At 72.3% G+C, this 16814-nt stretch carries 12 protein-coding genes; 4 read left to right on the top strand and 8 right to left on the bottom strand.

The window, feature by feature from the left end:
• Nucleotides 1-5: 5 nt before the first annotated feature.
• The 8 genes from ftsW to rsmH form a co-directional block, all read right to left on the bottom strand.
• Nucleotides 6-1367 (bottom strand): putative lipid II flippase FtsW, encoded by a 1362-nt coding sequence (ftsW, locus tag ACIBA9_RS13790; RefSeq protein WP_362153933.1) that lies wholly within the window; start codon nucleotides 1365-1367, stop codon nucleotides 6-8.
• 85 nt (nucleotides 1368-1452) lie between these two features.
• Nucleotides 1453-2901 (bottom strand): UDP-N-acetylmuramoyl-L-alanine--D-glutamate ligase, encoded by a 1449-nt coding sequence (murD, locus tag ACIBA9_RS13795; RefSeq protein ID WP_399362627.1) that lies wholly within the window; start codon nucleotides 2899-2901, stop codon nucleotides 1453-1455.
• Nucleotides 2883-3956 carry a phospho-N-acetylmuramoyl-pentapeptide-transferase gene (mraY, locus tag ACIBA9_RS13800; protein ID WP_399362629.1) on the bottom strand — a complete coding sequence of 358 codons (1074 nt, stop codon included), beginning with the start codon at nucleotides 3954-3956 and terminating at the stop codon, nucleotides 2883-2885. Before mraY ends, murD begins: the two co-directional genes overlap by 19 nt.
• On the bottom strand, nucleotides 3953-5359 hold the full coding sequence (gene murF / locus ACIBA9_RS13805) for a UDP-N-acetylmuramoyl-tripeptide--D-alanyl-D-alanine ligase (RefSeq protein ID WP_399362631.1): 1407 nt from the start codon (nucleotides 5357-5359) through the stop codon (nucleotides 3953-3955). Before murF ends, mraY begins: the two co-directional genes overlap by 4 nt.
• 4 nt (nucleotides 5360-5363) lie before the next feature.
• Complete coding sequence (locus tag ACIBA9_RS13810; RefSeq protein WP_399362633.1) at nucleotides 5364-6884, bottom strand: UDP-N-acetylmuramoyl-L-alanyl-D-glutamate--2,6-diaminopimelate ligase; 1521 nt, start codon at nucleotides 6882-6884, stop codon at nucleotides 5364-5366.
• A gap of 177 nt (nucleotides 6885-7061) precedes the next feature.
• Nucleotides 7062-9026: a penicillin-binding transpeptidase domain-containing protein gene (locus tag ACIBA9_RS13815; protein ID WP_399362635.1), complete on the bottom strand. Its 1965-nt coding sequence runs from the start codon at nucleotides 9024-9026 to the stop codon at nucleotides 7062-7064.
• Between the two features lie 5 nt (nucleotides 9027-9031).
• Nucleotides 9032-9523, bottom strand: a complete 492-nt coding sequence (locus ACIBA9_RS13820; protein WP_362154157.1) for a hypothetical protein — start codon at nucleotides 9521-9523, stop codon at nucleotides 9032-9034.
• A 162-nt stretch (nucleotides 9524-9685) separates the two neighbouring features.
• A complete protein-coding gene (gene rsmH, locus ACIBA9_RS13825) occupies nucleotides 9686-10642 on the bottom strand; it encodes a 16S rRNA (cytosine(1402)-N(4))-methyltransferase RsmH (protein WP_399362637.1) in 957 nt (318 codons plus the stop codon).
• A gap of 404 nt (nucleotides 10643-11046) precedes the next feature.
• Here rsmH and ACIBA9_RS13830 point away from each other — a divergent pair, with 404 nt between their 5' ends.
• The 4 genes from ACIBA9_RS13830 to ACIBA9_RS13845 all read left to right on the top strand — a co-directional run bounded on the left by ACIBA9_RS13830 (nucleotide 11047) and on the right by ACIBA9_RS13845 (nucleotide 16687).
• Nucleotides 11047-11592, top strand: a complete 546-nt coding sequence (locus ACIBA9_RS13830; protein ID WP_399362639.1) for a beta-class carbonic anhydrase — start codon at nucleotides 11047-11049, stop codon at nucleotides 11590-11592.
• 279 nt (nucleotides 11593-11871) lie between these two features.
• Entirely contained in the window at nucleotides 11872-12945 is a 1074-nt protein-coding gene (locus ACIBA9_RS13835) for an AAA family ATPase (protein WP_393898696.1), read from the top strand.
• A complete protein-coding gene (locus tag ACIBA9_RS13840; RefSeq protein WP_399362641.1) occupies nucleotides 12945-14306 on the top strand; it encodes a DUF58 domain-containing protein in 1362 nt (453 codons plus the stop codon). Before ACIBA9_RS13835 ends, ACIBA9_RS13840 begins: the two co-directional genes overlap by 1 nt.
• Nucleotides 14303-16687 carry a DUF3488 and DUF4129 domain-containing transglutaminase family protein gene (locus ACIBA9_RS13845; RefSeq protein ID WP_399362643.1) on the top strand — a complete coding sequence of 795 codons (2385 nt, stop codon included), beginning with the start codon at nucleotides 14303-14305 and terminating at the stop codon, nucleotides 16685-16687. Before ACIBA9_RS13840 ends, ACIBA9_RS13845 begins: the two co-directional genes overlap by 4 nt.
• The last annotated feature ends 127 nt before the right edge of the window (nucleotides 16688-16814 follow it).

Below are 16814 nucleotides of genomic sequence, written 5' to 3' on the forward strand. Positions count from 1 at the left end.
GAAATTCACCGCTCTCCGGACGAGCGCGCCACCGAGGCGCGCCGTCGCATCGTGTTCCATCTCCGAGGCCCCCGCTCCGCACCGGGACCTGCCGCCCGCTTTCTACCAAAGCGAGGTTGCCGCACCGCGAGCGCCGCCCGCACAGCGGGCTCGTCACGCGCGAAGGCGATCAGCAGCCCGATGGCGAACATGGCCGGCAGCAGGGCGGACCCACCGTAGGAGAACAGCGGGAGGGGGACACCGGCGATCGGCAGCAGACCGAGCACCGCACCGATGTTGATCACCGCCTGGGCGGTGATCCAGGTGGTCACACCTCCCGCGGCGTACCTCACGAAGGGGTCCTCCGTGCGTCCGGCCACGCGGATACCCGCATAGCCTAGAGCCGCGAACAGCGCGAGCACCGACAGTGTCCCCGCCAGGCCCAGTTCCTCACCGGTGACGGCGAAGATGAAGTCGGTGTGGGCTTCGGGTAGTTGGCCCCATTTTTCCACACTCGCGCCGAGACCCGAGCCGAACAGCCCGCCGGAGGCCAGGGCGTAGATCCCGTGCACGGCCTGCCAGCAGTCCGCGACGCCGGACTTGGGCTCGGTGGCGCCGATGCAGGCGAGGCGGGCCATGCGGTTGGGGCTGGTCTTGATCAGGACCACCCCGATCAGGGCGGCGACCGACAGCACACCGGCGAACAGCCGGGTCGGCGCGCCCGCCAGCCACAGCAGCCCGAACAGGATCGCTGTGAGAATGATCGCGGTGCCCATGTCCCCGCCGAGCATGATCAGCCCGAGCAGCAGGAAGGCGACCGGCACCAGCGGCACCAGCATGTGCTTCCACTGGGCCAGCAGCTTCCTCTCCTGTTTGCGGGCGATCAGGTCCGCGCCCCACAGCACCAGGGCGAGCTTGCCGAACTCGCTGGGCTGGATCTGGAAGGAGCCGCCCAGGGAGATCCAGTTCTGGTTGCCGTTGACCGCCATCCCTATCCCCGGCACCTGCACCAGGGCCATCAGGAAGACGGCGCCGGCCAGGATCGGATAGGCCAGCGCCCGATGCAGCTTGACCGGCATGCGGGAGGCGGCGAACAGCAGGATGCCGCCGATGAGCGCGGCGAGGGCCTGCTTGCGGAAGAAGTACGACCCGGGCAGCGAGAGCTGCAACGCGGTGATCTGGGAGGCCGAGTAGACCATCACCAGACCCAGCACGGTGATCAGCACGCTGCCGCCGACGATCAGGTAGTAGGCGGTCAGCGGCCGGTCCCAGGCGCGGCGCGCACGGGTGTAGAACCGCTGGAAGGGGTTCTCCCGCGGCAAACGGGGCGCAGGGGGCCGCTTGACGGCCCGCTGGACCGGGGGCCGGCCCGTACGGCTACCGGACATCACCGGCTCCTCCCGACCTCAGCCACATCCGAGTCACCCGTCCCTCCAAGGGTCCCGCAGCACCCTGTGTGACCGAGACCCGCCGTCAGGCGCCCGTTCCGAGTTCGCGGACAGCCGCCGCGAACGCGTCACCGCGCTGGTTGTAGTTGGTGAACATGTCCATGGAGGCGCAGGCCGGGGCCAGCAGCACCGTGTCGCCGGGCCGAGCCAGCCGCTTCGCCTCCGTCACCGCCTGGAGCATCGCCCCAGTGTCGGTCCGGTCGAGGTCGACGACGGGTACTTCCGGGGCGTGTCGCGCGAGGGCGTCCCGGATCAGCTCCCGGTCGGCACCGATCAGGACGGCACCGCGAAGCCGCTTCGCCGCCCCGGCGACCAGTTCGTCGAAGGTGGCGCCCTTCGCCAGACCGCCCGCAATCCATACGATCGGTTCATATGCCGCCAAAGAGGCTTCCGCGGCGTGGGTGTTGGTCGCCTTGGAGTCGTCGACGTAACGGACGCCGTCGATGTCGGCGACGTGCGCGATGCGGTGCGCGTCGGGCTTGAAGGCCCGCAGGCCGTCCCGCACGGCCGTGGCCGGCACCCCGAAGGCGCGCGCGAGGGCCGCCGCGGCAAGGGCGTTGGCGATGTTGTGCGGGGCCGGCGGGTTGACGTCGGCGACCTCGGCCAGCTCCTGCGCGTTCTTGTGCCGGTCCGGCACGAAGGCGCGGTCGACCAGCAGGCCTTCCACGACGCCGAGTTGGGAGGGCGCGGGGGCGCCGAGGGTGAACCCGACGGCGCGGCAGCCCTCTTCCACGTCGGCCTCGCGCACCAGCTCCTCGGTGCGCTCGTCGGCCACGTTGTAGACGCAGGCGACCCGGTTCCCCTCGTAGACACGGCCCTTGTCGGCGGCGTAGGCCTCCATGGAGCCGTGCCAGTCGAGGTGGTCCGGGGCGAGGTTCAGCACGACGGCCGAGTGGGGGCGCGGCGAGGGCGCCCAGTGCAGCTGGTAGCTGGACAGCTCCACGGCGAGGACGTCGTACCGCTCCTCGCCGAGGACCGCGTCCAGCAGGGAGACGCCGATGTTGCCGACGGCGGCCGTGCGCAGGCCGGCGGCCGTCAGGATGGAGGCGAGCATCTGCACGGTGGTGGTCTTGCCGTTGGTGCCGGTCACGGCCAGCCAGGGGGCCGCGTCGGGCCCCCTCAGGCGCCAGGCCAGCTCCACGTCGCCCCAGACCGGCACGCCCGCCTTCGCGGCCGCCAGGAACAGCGGTTTGTCCGGCTGCCAGCCGGGCGCGGTGACGATCAGCTCGGTGCCTTCGGGCAGGGTCGCCCCGTCGCCCAGGCGCACGGTGATGCCGAGCGCCCGCAGCTCCGCGGCCTGCTCACGCGCGCGTGCGTCGTCGCCGTCGTTGACGACCGTGACGATCGCCCCGCGCGCGTGCAGCGCCTTGGCGGCCGGGACGCCGGAGACGCCGAGCCCGGCGACGGTGACGTGCCTGCCCTGGAATTCGGAGGTCGCCGAAGGCACCGAGGAGGTCACTTGTCCGCTGCCCATCCCGCGTAGAAGAGGCCCAGTCCGACGATCACGCAGATGCCCTGGATGATCCAGAACCGGACCACCACCAGGACCTCGGACCAGCCCTTGAGTTCGAAGTGGTGCTGGAGTGGCGCCATCCGGAAGACGCGCTTGCCGGTGAGCCGGAACGAGCCGACCTGGATGACGACCGACATGGTGATGAGGACGAACAGCCCGCCCATGATGGCGACCAGCAGCTCGGTGCGGGAGAGGATGGCCAGGCCGGTCAGCACGCCGCCGAGGGCGAGCGAACCGGTGTCGCCCATGAAGATCTTCGCCGGCGAGGTGTTCCACCACAGGAAGCCCAGGCAGGCTCCCATCAGGGCGGAGGCGATCACCGCGAGGTCCAGCGGGTCGCGCACCTCGTAGCAGGCGCCGGGGTTGGTCAGGGTCGAGGCGTTGGCGCAGGACTCCTGGAACTGCCATACGCCGATGAAGGTGTAGGCGCCGAAGACGAGGACGGAGGCGCCGGTGGCGAGGCCGTCCAGACCGTCGGTCAGGTTCACGCCGTTGGACATCGCGAGGATCATGAACAGCGCCCAGACGACGAACAGCACCGGGCCGATGGACCAGCCGAAGTCGGTGATGAACGACAGCTTGGTGGAGGCCGGGGTGTTGCCGCGCGAGTCGGAGAACATCAGCGACAGCACCGCGAAGGCGATGCCGACGGTCAGCTGGCCGGCCATCTTCGCCTTGGCCCGCAGACCGAGCGAACGGCGCTTGACGATCTTGATGTAGTCGTCGAGGAAGCCGACCAGGCCCATGCCGCACATCAGGCCGAGCACCAGCAGCCCGGAGAACGTCGGCGGCTTGCCGGTGATCACCTTGCTGAGGAAGTAGGCGGCGACCGTGGCCAGGATGAAGGCGATGCCACCCATGGTCGGCGTACCGCGCTTGCTGGCGTGCTCGCGCGGGCCGTCGTCACGGATGTACTGGCCGTAGCCCTTGCGGGCGAGCAGCTTGATCAGCAGCGGGGTGCCGACCAGGGTCAGGAAGAGACCAATGACTCCCGAGAACAGGATCTGGTTCATCATCGGTCGGCAACCTCACCCTCGGCACCGCTCTCGACGAGCGCCTGGGCAACGCTCTCGAGCCCCACCGAACGGGACGCCTTCACGAGCACGACGTCCCCCGGGCGCAACTCGCTGCGCAACAGGTCGATCGCCGCCTGTGCGTCGGACACGTGCACCGACTCCTCACCCCACGAACCCTCGTTATATGCGCCCAGTTGCAGCCAGGAGGCCTCAATCCCCCCGACGGCGACGAGCTTGCTGACGTTGAGCCGGACGGCGAGCCGTCCGACGGCGTCGTGCTCGGCGAGCGCCTCGTCCCCCAGCTCGGCCATCTTGCCGAGCACCGCCCACGTGCGGCGCCCCTTGCCCATGGCCGCGAGCGCCCGGAGGGCGGCCCGCATGGACTCGGGGTTGGCGTTGTAGGCGTCGTTGACGATGGTCACGCCGTCCGGGCGCTCGGTGACCTCCATGCGCCAGCGGGAGAGGGAGCCCGCCTCGGAGAGCGCGGTGGCGATCTCAGCTGCGGACATGCCCAGCTCATGGGCGACGGCGGCCGCGGCGAGCGCGTTCGACACGTGGTGCTCACCGTACAGGCGCATGGTCACATCGCTTGCACCGGAGGGTGTGTGAAGGCTGAAGGCGGGCTGTCCGCTGTCCGTGAGTCGTACGTTCTCGGCGCGTACGTCCGCTTCGGCCGACTCTCCGAAAAGGACCACCTTCGCCTTGGTACGGGAGGCCATGGCGCGCACCAGCGGGTCGTCGGCGTTGAGGACGGCGGTCCCGTCCTCGGGCAGGGACTCCACCAGTTCGCCCTTGGCCTGGGCGATCTGCTCGCGGCCGCCGAACTCGCCGATGTGGGCGGTGCCGACGTTGAGGACCAGGCCGACCTTGGGGGGCGTCAGCTCGGTGAGGTAGCGGATGTGGCCGATGCCGCGGGCACCCATCTCCAGCACGAGGAACTTCGTCTCCTCGGTGGCGGACAGGGCGGTGAGCGGCAGCCCGATCTCGTTGTTGAGCGAGCCGGGCGTGTAGATGGTCGGCGCCGCGCGCTGGAGCACCTGCGCGATGAGGTCCTTGGTGCTGGTCTTGCCCGCCGAGCCGGTCAGGGCAACGAGGGTCGCGCCGAGCCGGCGTACGACGTGCCGGGCGAGGGCACCGAGAGCGGTCTGCACGTCCTCGACCACGATCGCGGGCACGCCGACCGGGCGCGACGCCAGTACGGCGACCGCGCCCGCCTCGACGACCTGCGACGCGTAGTCGTGGCCGTCCACGCGCTCGCCGACGAACGCGGCGAACAGGCTGCCGGGCACCACCTCGCGGGAGTCCCGGACGACCGGCCCGGTGACCTGGACGGACGGATCCGGTATGTCGTGTGTCTGCCCGCCGACGACTGCTGCGATCTCGGCGAGGGAGAGGGCGATCACAAGTTCATCCCTGGGTCTTCTGGATAGCTTCGCGAAGCACCTGGCGGTCGTCGAAGGGACGGATCACGCCGGCGATGTCCTGGCCCTGCTCATGTCCCTTGCCGGCGACCAGGACGGTGTCGCCGGGCTGTGCGCGGCCGACGGCGGCGGCGATCGCGGCGGCCCGCTCCTCGAACAGGAGCACCTCGCCGCGTTCGTGCGCGGGCACGGAGGCCGCGCCCTGGAGCATGACCGCGAGGATCGCGAGGGGATCCTCGGAGCGGGGGTTGTCGGAGGTCAGTACGGCCGTGTCGGCGAGCCGGGCCGCGGCGGCGCCCATCGGGGCGCGCTTGGTCTGGTCGCGGTCGCCGCCGCAGCCGAGGACGACGTGCACCCGGCCCTTGGTGACCTTGCGCAGCGCCTTCAGCACCGACTCGACCGCGTCGGTCTTGTGGGCGTAGTCGACGACCGCGAGGTAGGGCTGCCCGGCGTCGACGCGCTCCAGGCGGCCGGGGACGCCGGGTACGGCGGCGACGCCGTCGGCGGCGGTCTGCGGGTCGAGACCGGCCACGGCCAGGGCGACGATGGCGGCGAGGGTGTTCGCCACGTTGAAGGGGCCCGCCAGCGGGGACCTGGCGTGCAGGCGCTCGCCGTTCGGGCCGAGGACCGTGAAGGTGGAGTCCAGGGGTCCGACCTGGACGTCCTGGGCGCGCCAGTCGGCGTCGGGGTGGCCCTCGGCGGAGAAGGTGACGACCGGCACGGTCGCCTCCCGCGCCAGCCGGCGGCCGTAGTCGTCGTCGGCGTTGACGACGCCGAGCCGGCTGCGCTCCGGCGTGAACAGCTGTGCCTTGGCCCGGAAGTAGTCCTCCATGTCGGAGTGGAACTCCATGTGTTCCGGGCTGAGGTTGGTGAAGACGGCGATGTCGAAGACGCAGCCGTCGACCCGGCCGAGGACCAGGGCGTGGCTGGAGACCTCCATGGCGACCGCCTCGACACCGCGTTCGCGCATGACGGCGAACAGGGCCTGCAGGTCGGTGGCCTCCGGGGTGGTGCGCTCGGACTTGATGCGCTCGTCGCCGATGCGCATCTCCACCGTGCCGATCAGGCCGGTGGAGCGTGCCGTCCTCAGGCCGCCCTCGACGAGGTAGGCGGTGGTGGTCTTGCCGGAGGTGCCGGTGATGCCGATCTGGAGCAGGTCATTGCCGGGCCGGCCGTAGATCGTCGCAGCGAGTTCGCCCATCCGCGCGCGCGGGTCGTCGACCACCAGGACGGGCAGTCCGGTGGCGGCGGCGCGCTCGGCGCCCGCGGGATCGGTGAGCACGGCGACCGCGCCGAGGCTCGCGGCCTGGGTGGCGAAGTCCGCGCCGTGCAGGCGGGCGCCCGGCAGGGCGGCGTACAGGTCGCCGGGGCGCACGGCACGCGAGTCGTGGGTGATCCCCGTGACCTCGGCGGAGCCGGCCGGAGCGGCCGCACCCAGCTGATCGGCCAGTTCCGCGAGGGATGTGGCGGAGACCTGAACCGGTCGCGGCGGCCCCGGATATGTCACGGAAGCGCCCTTCTGGGTGGTTTGGGACTGATCAGCTTGTGGCACGGCGGTGAGCGTACCGGGCGCACCCGCTCCGGAGCGAAGCGAGGGGCTGAGAGCGCCTTGGTTCCGGGGGTCCGGGGTGATCGTCGTCACGAGTTCGTCCTGTGGTCTTTCCGCTGTGCTGGGCGGTGCTGATCAGGGCTTGTAGGTCACGGGCAGGTTGGCGGCCTTCGCCCCGGTCGGCGGGACCTGGAGGGTCTTCAGGGCGAACTCCATCACCTGCTTGTAGATGGGGCCGCAGATCTGGCCACCGAAGTAGCTGCCGGCCGTGGCGTTCTGGATGGCGCAGTAGACGGTGATCCTGGGCTTGTCGGCGGGGGCGAAGCCGGCGAACGACGAGGTGTAGCCGCGGTACCTGCCGGTGGCCGGATCCACACGGTTGGCCGTGCCGGTCTTGCCCGCGACCCGGTACCCCGGGATGCGGGCCTTGACTCCGGTGCCCTGCTCGTCGTCCACGACGGACTCCAGCATCTGGGCCAGCGTCCTGGCGGTCTTCGCGCTGACGACCCGGGTCTGCCGGGGCTTGGGGACCGGGGAGAACCGTCCGTCGGCGCCCTTGGCACCGCGGACCAGGGTCGGCTCCACCCGGACGCCGCCGTTGGCGATGGTCGAGTACACGGAGGCGGCCTGCATGGCGTTGATCGAGAACCCCTGGCCGAAAGGGATCGTGTACTGCTGGGACGTGGACCACTTCTGCGGCGGCGCGAGGATGCCGCGGGTCTCGCCGGGGAAGTGGAGCCCGGTGTAGCTGCCGATGCCGAACTTGCGCAGGTAGGAGTGGAGGATCCGGTTGGCCTCGGGCTGCGACCTGCCGAGTTCGCCGGTGGCCAGGATGGTGCCGATGTTGCTGGACTTGGCGAGCACGCCGTTGAGGGTGAGGTTCCAGGTGGCGTGGTCGATGTCGTCCTGGAAGAGCCGGTCGCCGCGGTGCAGCCGGTTGGGCACGACGACATGGGTGAGCGGGGTGGCCGCGTTCTCTTCCAGGACGGCCGCCATGGACATCACCTTCGCCGTGGACCCGGGCTCGTAGGCGTCCTGGAGGGCCGCGTTGCCCATGGCGTCGCCGTCGGCCTTCGACAGGTCGTTGGGATCGAAGCCGGGTGAGTTGGCCATGGCCAGGATCTGACCGGTGCGGGTGTCCTGGACGATCACGTAGCCGCGGTCCGCCCTGGACTTCTTCACCTGCTCGGTGATCGCGTTCTGCGCGGCCCACTGGATGTCGCGGTCGATGGTGAGTTCGACGTCGGAGCCGGGAACGGCCGGTGTCTCGGTCGAGCCCGCCGTCGGCACCTGGCGGCCGCCGGACTGGGCGTAGCGGACCTTGCCGGCCTTGCCCGAGAGCTGCTTGTTCAGTTCCTGTTCGATACCGCCGCCGCCCTGGCCGTCGGCGTTGACCCAGCCCAGTATCCCGGCGGCCAGGTCGCCGTTGGGGTACACGCGCTGGCTGCTGGGGTCGGCGAAGACGCCGGCGAGGACGTTGACCGTGCCGTGGTCCGTCTCCGCCTTCTTGGTCAGCGCGCTCTTGAGGTCCTTGATCTGCTGCCAGACCTGCGGGGTCTGCCGGGTGGCGAGCCGGGCGTAGCGGGAGTTGCCGTTCTCCGGGCGCAGCTTCGCGACCAGCGCGGCCTGGCTCTGGCCGAGGATCGGCGCGAGCAGCGCGGCGGCCTGTTCGGGGCCGTTGCCGATCTTCAGCTGCTTGGCGCCGAACATCGTCGGGTCGGCCGTGATGTCGTAGGCGTCCTCGCTGATGGCGAGGGCCACGCCGTTGCGGTCGGTGATCCCGCCGCGCTCGGCGGTCAGGGTGTGCACCACATAGCGGTTCTGCTCCGCCCGGGCCGCGTAGGCGCTGGCGTCGACCGCCTGGACCTGGAGCAGCCGGACGACGAAGGCGAGCAGCACCAGGGTCAGGGCGAGGCTGACCAGGCGCAGCCGGGGGCGGGGGCTGCCGAGCCGGAGGGGGCGCGGGGGCATGGGCCGCGCCCCGCTCGGGCGGCGGGCCGGCCGGGCACCGGGCCCGGGCTGCCGCCGGACGGCGCCGCGCGGCCGGGGCGGTTTCGCGGGCCCGGGCACACGGCGGCGCGGCGGTTGCCTGTCGGACACTTCCGTCACCTGCCGGGGGTCGGGGTGGAGGCGGGCTGGGGGGTGGCGAGCGGCGGGGCCGGGACCCCGGCCGGTACGGACGCGGGGTCGCCCTGGAGGCCGGACGGTGAGCCGGCGGGTGCCGGGACCGCACCGGCCGGCGGCGCGGCCTCGGGGGCGACCGGGTCGGTGAAGGCTGCCGCCTCGGGGGCGGCGCCGGGCACGCCCCGGACCTTGCCGTCGGGGTCGAGGAAGGCGGGGTCGCCGCCGGGGACCATGCCGAGCTGGTGGGCGCGGCGCTGCAGGGCGTCGGGGGCCGAGTAGGCGTCGATGTCCCGCTGGAGGGCCTGCTCCTGGTCGGTGAGGTTCTTCGTCTGCTTCTGCAGGTCGGCGAGGTGGAAGGAGCCCTCGCTGAGCGCCGAGTTCAGTACCAGCAGCCCGATGAGACCACCGCCCAGGAGCAGCACGACGAGCAGGACGAACGGCGTGCGGGCCGCCTTGGCGCGACCGGCCGGGATGAGCCGGGCGAGCCGGGCCGCCCTCCCTCCCGGCGCGGGGCCGGCCTTGCGGTCCTTGCGTTCGGCCGGCGCGCCGGGTGCCCTGCCGGGTTCTCTGCTCGGTTCGGGTTTCCTACTCACCACTCCCCCAGCGAGTTGGGGAATCCAGCCGGCCCGTCTCACTCACTCGGCGTCCTCCCTGATGCGCTCGGCACCCCGCAGCCGGGCCGGTGCGGCCCTGCGGTTCTCGGCGACTTCTTCCTCGGTGGGAAGTTCGGCACCACGGGTGAGCAGCTTGAGTCTCGGCTGGTAGCGCTCGGGCACGACCGGCAGCCCGGGCGGCGCGGTGGAGGCGGCTCCGGCGGCGAACACGTGCTTGACCAGACGGTCCTCGAGCGAGTGGTACGACAGCACGGCGATGCGTCCGCCGACGTCGAGGGCCTTCACGGCGGCCGGGACCGCCCGCTCCAGGACGGACAGTTCGCCGTTGACCTCGATGCGCAGCGCCTGGAAGGTGCGCTTGGCCGGGTTGCCGCCGGTGCGCTTGGCGGCCTGCGGCAGGGCGTCCCGGATCAGCTCCACGAGCCGGGCGCTGTTGTCGAACGGCTCCTTGTCGCGCTCGCGGACGATCGCGGAGACGATCCGCTTGGCCTGCTTCTCCTCGCCGTACGCGCGCAGCACGCGGACGAGTTCGCCCGGCGGGTAGGTGTTGAGAACCTCGGCGGCGCTGATGCCGGTCGTCTGGTCCATGCGCATGTCCAGGGGTGCGTCCTGGGCGTAGGCGAAGCCGCGGTCGGCCTCGTCCAGCTGCATGGAGGAGACCCCGAGGTCGAACAGCACGCCCCGCACGCGCGCGATGCCGAGGCGGGCGAGGACCTCGGGCAGTTCGTCGTAGACGGCGTGCACCAGGGTCGCGCGGTCCCCGTAGGGCTCCAGCCGCTCGCCGGACAGGCGCAGCGCCTCCTTGTCCCGGTCGAGGCCGATCAGCCGCGCCTCGGGGAACCGGCTCAGCAGCGCCTCGCTGTGGCCGCCGAGGCCGAGGGTGCAGTCGACGACCACCGCTCCCGGCCGCTCCAGGGCGGGTGCCAGCAGGTCCAGGCACCGCTGGAGCATCACCGGGACGTGTCGACTCTGGCTCAAGGGGGCCTCTCAAAATCCGGCGCGGGCCGTACGTACCGCGAGGTCCCCGCCCTCCCCGACTGGGGGACCCCCGGTGAAGGGGAGGCCTGCCGGCGCCGGAAGCGTCAGCCGACCGGGAGCGGGAGGAGGCCGAGCCGTACGTACGCGCCGCGCACGTGGGGAGACGGTCCGGACCGGTGCCGGGGTCTCCGGGGGGTTTCACCAGCAGGGAGCGCCGCGCCTCCCGCTTCGCGTCACTTTAGTCCACCCTGTCTCGCGGTCAATCAACCGGCCTGCGCGTCGCCCTCCGGAGCGGTACCGGCGCGATCTCCGCCCCTGTGGATTCGCTCACAACAAGTCACGATGACATTCTTTGTCCGCTCTCACAGCAGGACCGGAAGGCCGATGACCAGTACGGTCTTGATATGACGACTTCCGCATCAGCTCCCACCGGGTCCGAAGGCGCCATAACGGACGGCACCATCACGGACCGTCTCGTCGAGGCCAACGAGCACTACGCCGACGCCTTCACCGATCCGGGCATGGACGCCCGGCCCGTCCTGCGCGTCGCGGTCGTGGCCTGCATGGACGCCCGTCTCGACCTGCACAAGGCACTGGGCCTGCAGCTCGGCGACTGTCACACCATCCGCAACGCCGGTGGTGTCGTCACCGACGACGTGATCCGCTCACTGACCATCAGCCAGCGGGCGCTCGGCACCCGCAGCGTGGTGCTGATCCACCACACCGGGTGCGGGATGGAGTCCATCACGGAGGACTTCCGGCACGAGCTGGAGCTGGAGGTCGGCCAGCGCCCGCCATGGGCGGTGGAGGCGTTCCGGGACGTCGACCAGGACGTGCGGCAGTCGATGCAGCGCGTGCGCACCTCGCCGTTCCTGTTGGACACCGGGGACGTGCGCGGTTTCGTCTTCGACGTCAGGACCGGCCGGCTGCGCGAGATCGATCCCGCCTGACCCGTGCCCACCGGGCCGGCGTCCCGCCGGCCCGCCGCGAACCTCCCCGCGCCGCGCGGGTGTTTTCCCCCGCTGCCTCGAAAAGGCCAGGCGAAACGGCCGCAAGACCGACATCTCACGGGCAGTTGTCCACAGTCGAGTGACACGAATCGGTAACGACGGCAAGAATGCGGGGTGTGGCGTCACACGGAACCGATTCCGTGTGGTGTCCGTGTTTCGGGGTGGGCCGGTTTCGCGCGCAGAGCGTCGGCCCGGAAAGAACGGGCCGAGGAGGGCCGGGTGTCGACCTATGACGATCCAGCGAGCCATGGGGGTGCCCCCGCCCGGGCATATGCGGCGGGGGAGGACCTGACCGCCACGGTGGAGCGGGTCCGCGGTTCGGTCGAGAGCGTGATCGAGGGCAAGCCCGAGGTCGTGCGGCTCGCGCTGACCGTGCTGCTCGCCGAGGGCCATCTGCTGATCGAGGACGTCCCCGGGGTGGGCAAGACCATGCTCGCCAAGGCGCTGGCGCGGTCCATCGACTGCTCGGTGCGGCGCATCCAGTTCACGCCCGACCTGCTGCCCTCGGACATCACGGGCGTGTCCATCTGGGACCAGCAGCGCCGGGACTTCGAATTCAAGCCCGGCGCCATCTTCGCGCAGATCGTGATCGGCGACGAGATCAACCGCGCCTCGCCCAAGACCCAGTCCGCACTGCTGGAGTCCATGGAGGAGCGGCAGGTCACCATCGACGGGCAGACCTATGAACTGCCCAGCCCCTTCATGGTGGTGGCCACGCAGAACCCGGTCGAGATGGAGGGCACCTACCCGCTGCCCGAGGCACAGCGGGACCGGTTCATGGCCCGCGTCTCCGTCGGCTACCCGAGCGTCGAGGCCGAACTGCGGATGCTCGACGTGCACGGCGGGGTCAGCCCGCTGGAGGACCTGCAGCCGGTGGCCCACGCGCACGAGATCGTGAAGCTCGTCGAGGCGGTGCGCGGCGTGCACGTCTCCGAGGCGGTCCGGCGGTACGCGGTCGAGCTGGTCGCGGCCACCCGCGTCCACCCCGACCTCAGACTCGGCGCCTCCCCGCGCGCGACGCTGCATCTGTTGCGCGCGGCCAAGGCGTCCGCGGCCCTCGCCGGCCGGGAGTACGCACTGCCGGACGACATCCAGGCACTCGCCGCCGCCGTCCTCGCCCACCGGCTGCTGCCCACCGCCCAGGCCCAGCTCAACCGCCGTACGGCCGAGCAGGTGGTGCTGGAGATACTGCAGCGCACCCCGGTGCCCGCGGCGCCCGGGCAGCCGAGCGGCCTCGGCGGCCTCGGCCGGACCGTGCCGGCCTACCCCCGGCAGCCCCCGCGGAGTATGTGATGGGCGCCGGGGGGACCGGGCAGCCGGAGGCCGACCGCGGGGAGGCGAGCGGCGTCCGTACGGCCCTGGCGGGGCTCACCACCCGCGGCCGCTCCTTCCTGGCGGCCGGGATCGCCGCCGCGATCTGCGCGTACGTGCTCGGCCAGAGTGATCTGCTGCGGGTCGGTCTGCTGCTGGCCGCGCTGCCGCTGATCTGCGCGACCGTGCTGTACCGCACCCGCTACCGGGTGGCCGCGAGCCGTCGGCTGGCCCCCGCGCGCGTCCCCGCCGGCAGCGAGGCCCGGGTGCACCTGCGCATGGACAACGTCTCCCGGCTGCCCACCGGACTGCTGATGCTCCAGGACCGGGTGCCCTACGTCCTCGGGCCGCGGCCCCGGTTCGTGCTGGACCGGGTGGAGCCGGGCGGCCGCCGCGAGGTGTCCTACCGGGTCCGCTCCGACCTGCGCGGCCGCTATCCGCTGGGCCCGCTGCAACTACGGCTGACCGACCCCTTCGGCATGTGCGAGCTGACCCGGTCCTTCGCCACCCACGACACGCTGACGGTCATCCCGCGCGTGGAGCCCCTGGCACCCGTCCGCTTCAGCGGCGAGGCCAGGGGCTACGGCGACGGCCGGCAGCGCTCGCTGGCCCTGGCCGGCGAGGACGACGTCATCCCGCGCGGCTACCGCCACGGCGACGACCTGCGCCGGGTGCACTGGCGGTCCACCGCGCGCTACGGCGAGCTGATGGTGCGCCGCGAGGAGCAGCCCCGGCGCTCGCGCTGCACCGTGCTGCTGGACACCCGGGGCGGCGGATACGAGGGCGGGGGCCCCGACTCGGCCTTCGAGTGGGCCGTCTCGGGCACCGCTTCCGTCCTGACGCACATGCTCGAACGCGGCTTCTCCGTCCGGCTGCTGACGGACGGTGGCACTTCGGTGCCCGGCGAGGGCGGCGACGGGTTCGCGGGCACCGGGCAGGAGACCGCGGACGCGGCCGGACTGATGATGGACACCCTGGCGGTGATCGACCACTCCGACGGCACGGGCCTGTCCCGGGCCTACGACGTGCTGCGCGGCGGCAACGAGGGACTGCTGGTCGCCTTCCTCGGCGACCTGGACGAGGAACAGGCCACGACCGTCGCCAAGATGAGCCGGCGCAGCGGGGGTGCCGTCGCCTTCGTCCTCGACCCCGACACCTGGGTGCGGGAGACCACCGACGTACCGCGGCCGGGCGACCGGCACTCGGAGCGGCTGCGCATGCTGCGCGAGGCGGGCTGGACGGCGCTGAGCGTGCCGCGCGGCGCCTCGCTGGACGCGCTGTGGCGGCAGGCGGACCGGGAACGGTCGGGACTGACCCCCGTGGGCGGGGAGGCGCTGGGATGAGCGGGCGGGCACGGCTGGCCCTGTGTGCCGCGGCGGCCACGCTGATGGCGTCGTGCGCGCTGCTGCCCCTGATGGCCGAGCCGACGTGGTTGCTGCAACTGATTCCGCTGGTGGCCGTGCAGAGCGGGGTGGGCGCGGCGGCGCGCCGGGTGCCGCTGGGCCGGCCGCTGACGGTGGCGGCGCAGGCACTGGTGACGCTGGTGCTGCTGACCCTCGTCTTCGCCCGGGAGCACGCGATCGTCGGGCTGGTCCCCGGCCCGGACACCTTCCGTTACTTCGCCGACCTGCTCCGGCAGGGCTCGGACGACGTCGGCCAGTACGCGATACCGGCGCCGCTCACCGACGGCATCAAGCTGATGGTGATCGGCGGTGTGCTGCTGATCGGCCTGCTGGTGGACACGCTCGCGGTGACCTTCCGCAGCGCGGCCCCGGCCGGCCTGCCGCTACTCGCGCTGTACTCGGTGGCCGCCGGGCTGTCCGACGGCGGGGCCGACTGGCTGTGGTTCCTGCTGGCGGCGGCCGGCTATCTGATGCTGCTGCTCGCGGAGGGCCGGGACCGGCTCGCCCAGTGGGGCCGGGTGTTCGGCGGCGCGCCCCGCTCACCGGGCTCCCCGGAGCCCGGCGCCGAGGCTCCCGCGCGCACCGGCCGGCGGATCGGCGCGGTCGCGCTCGGCGTGGCCCTGGTCGTGCCGCTGGCCCTGCCGGCGATGCAGGGCGGCCTGCTGGACGCGGCGGGCACCGGGGTGGGCGCGGGCAATGGCGACGGGGGCACGATCTCGGCGGTGAACCCGCTGGTGTCGCTGCGTGACAGCCTGAACACGAACAACGACCGCCAGGTGCTCTCCCTGCGGACCAGCACCAGCGACATCTCGGACATGTATCTGCGGATAGTCTCCCTGGACGACTTCGACGGCACCACCTGGAAGCCGGCCCAGCGGCATGTGGTCGGGGTACCGGACGCGCTCCCCACGCCCGTCGGCCTGAGCGGCGACGTCAAGCGGGGCAAGGTCAGCACGACGGTCAGGGCGGCGGGCTGGTACGCCCAGGACTGGCTGCCGATGCCCTATCCGCCGAGCGGGGTGAAGATCGGCGGCCGCTGGCGGTACGAGCCCGTGGGCATGACGCTCGTCGGCGACCACGGCCAGACCACCCGCGGCCAGACCTACCAGGTGACCAGCCTGGACGTGCGGCCGACCGCGCGGCAGCTGGCCTCCGCGCCGGAGCCGCCCGCGGCCCTGAAGCGCGAGTACACCCGGGTGCCGTCCGCGTTGCCGAAGGTGGTGGCCCGCACCGCCGAGAAGGTCACCTCGGGCGCGACGAACCACTACGAGGAGGCCGTCAAGCTCCAGGACTACTTCGCCGTCACCGGCGGCTTCCAGTACGACACCCAGGTGCAGGTCGGCCGCGGGCCGAAGGCCATCGCCAACTTCCTTGAGAAGAAGGAGGGTTTCTGCGTCCACTTCTCCTTCGCGATGGCGGCGATGGCCCGTACGCTCGGCATCCCGGCTCGGGTGGCGGTGGGCTTCGCGCCGGGCACCCCGCAGGCCGACGGCACGGTCGCGGTGAACCAGAAGGACGCGCACGCCTGGCCCGAGCTGTACTTCGAGGGCGTGGGCTGGACCCGCTTCGAGCCGACGCCGACCCGTGGCACCACGCCGTCGTACACCCAGCCGCAGTCGTCCGGCACCTCGCTGCCGGACCAGGACCTGCCGTCCAAGAACGCCTCCTCGGCGCCCTCGACGGCGGCCTCGCCGAGCGAGAGCTGTGCGAGCGAGCCGCGCACGCCGCAGGCCTGCGACAGCCCGTCGGCCGCGGTGGCCTCGGGCGGCGGGGACGGCGGGGCGGGTCCCTGGTGGATCCTGCTGATCGGGCTCGGCGTGCTGGTGGCGTTGGCGGTGCCGTTGTCGCCGCTGCTGTGGCGGGCGCGGGTGCGCTCGGCGCGGCTGGGCGCGCGTCCGCGGACCGAGGAGGGCGCGGCGGCGCACACGCTGGCCGTCTGGCAGGAGCTGACGGACAGCGCCTGGGACCACGGTGTCCCGCCGGACGAGTCGCTGACCCCGCGCGGGGCCGCGGCCCGGATCGTCCGGCTCGGGCAGCTGGATCCGGCCGCCGGGGCGGCGGTGCACCGGGTGGCGGACGCGGTGGAACAGGTGCTGTACGCGCCACGGCCGCGGCTGGCGGCGGGCGCGGCGCAGGACGTCCGCCGGGTGATCGAGGCACTGCACACCACGGCCGGCACCGGCGCCCGGCTACGGGCCCGGTTCCTCCCCCGCTCCGTCGTACGCGTGTTGTGGGCGGCATCGGCCCGCTGGTCGAACCTCAAGGCCCGAGCCACGGCCACCCGGCCAACGCTCCGCCGCCCCTCCCGACAGCAGGGCTAGTCCTGGGGCCGGGCGGGCGCTGCGAGGGCCTGGCCCCGCGGGAGGACTGGCCCTGCTGGGCGGCCGGCCTCTGCGTGGGGGCCGGCTCCGCGGGCAAGCGGGCGCGTCCAGCCGGCCACGGCCCGCC

Source organism: Streptomyces sp. NPDC051452, from assembly GCF_044454765.1.
GTDB lineage: Bacteria > Actinomycetota > Actinomycetes > Streptomycetales > Streptomycetaceae > Streptomyces.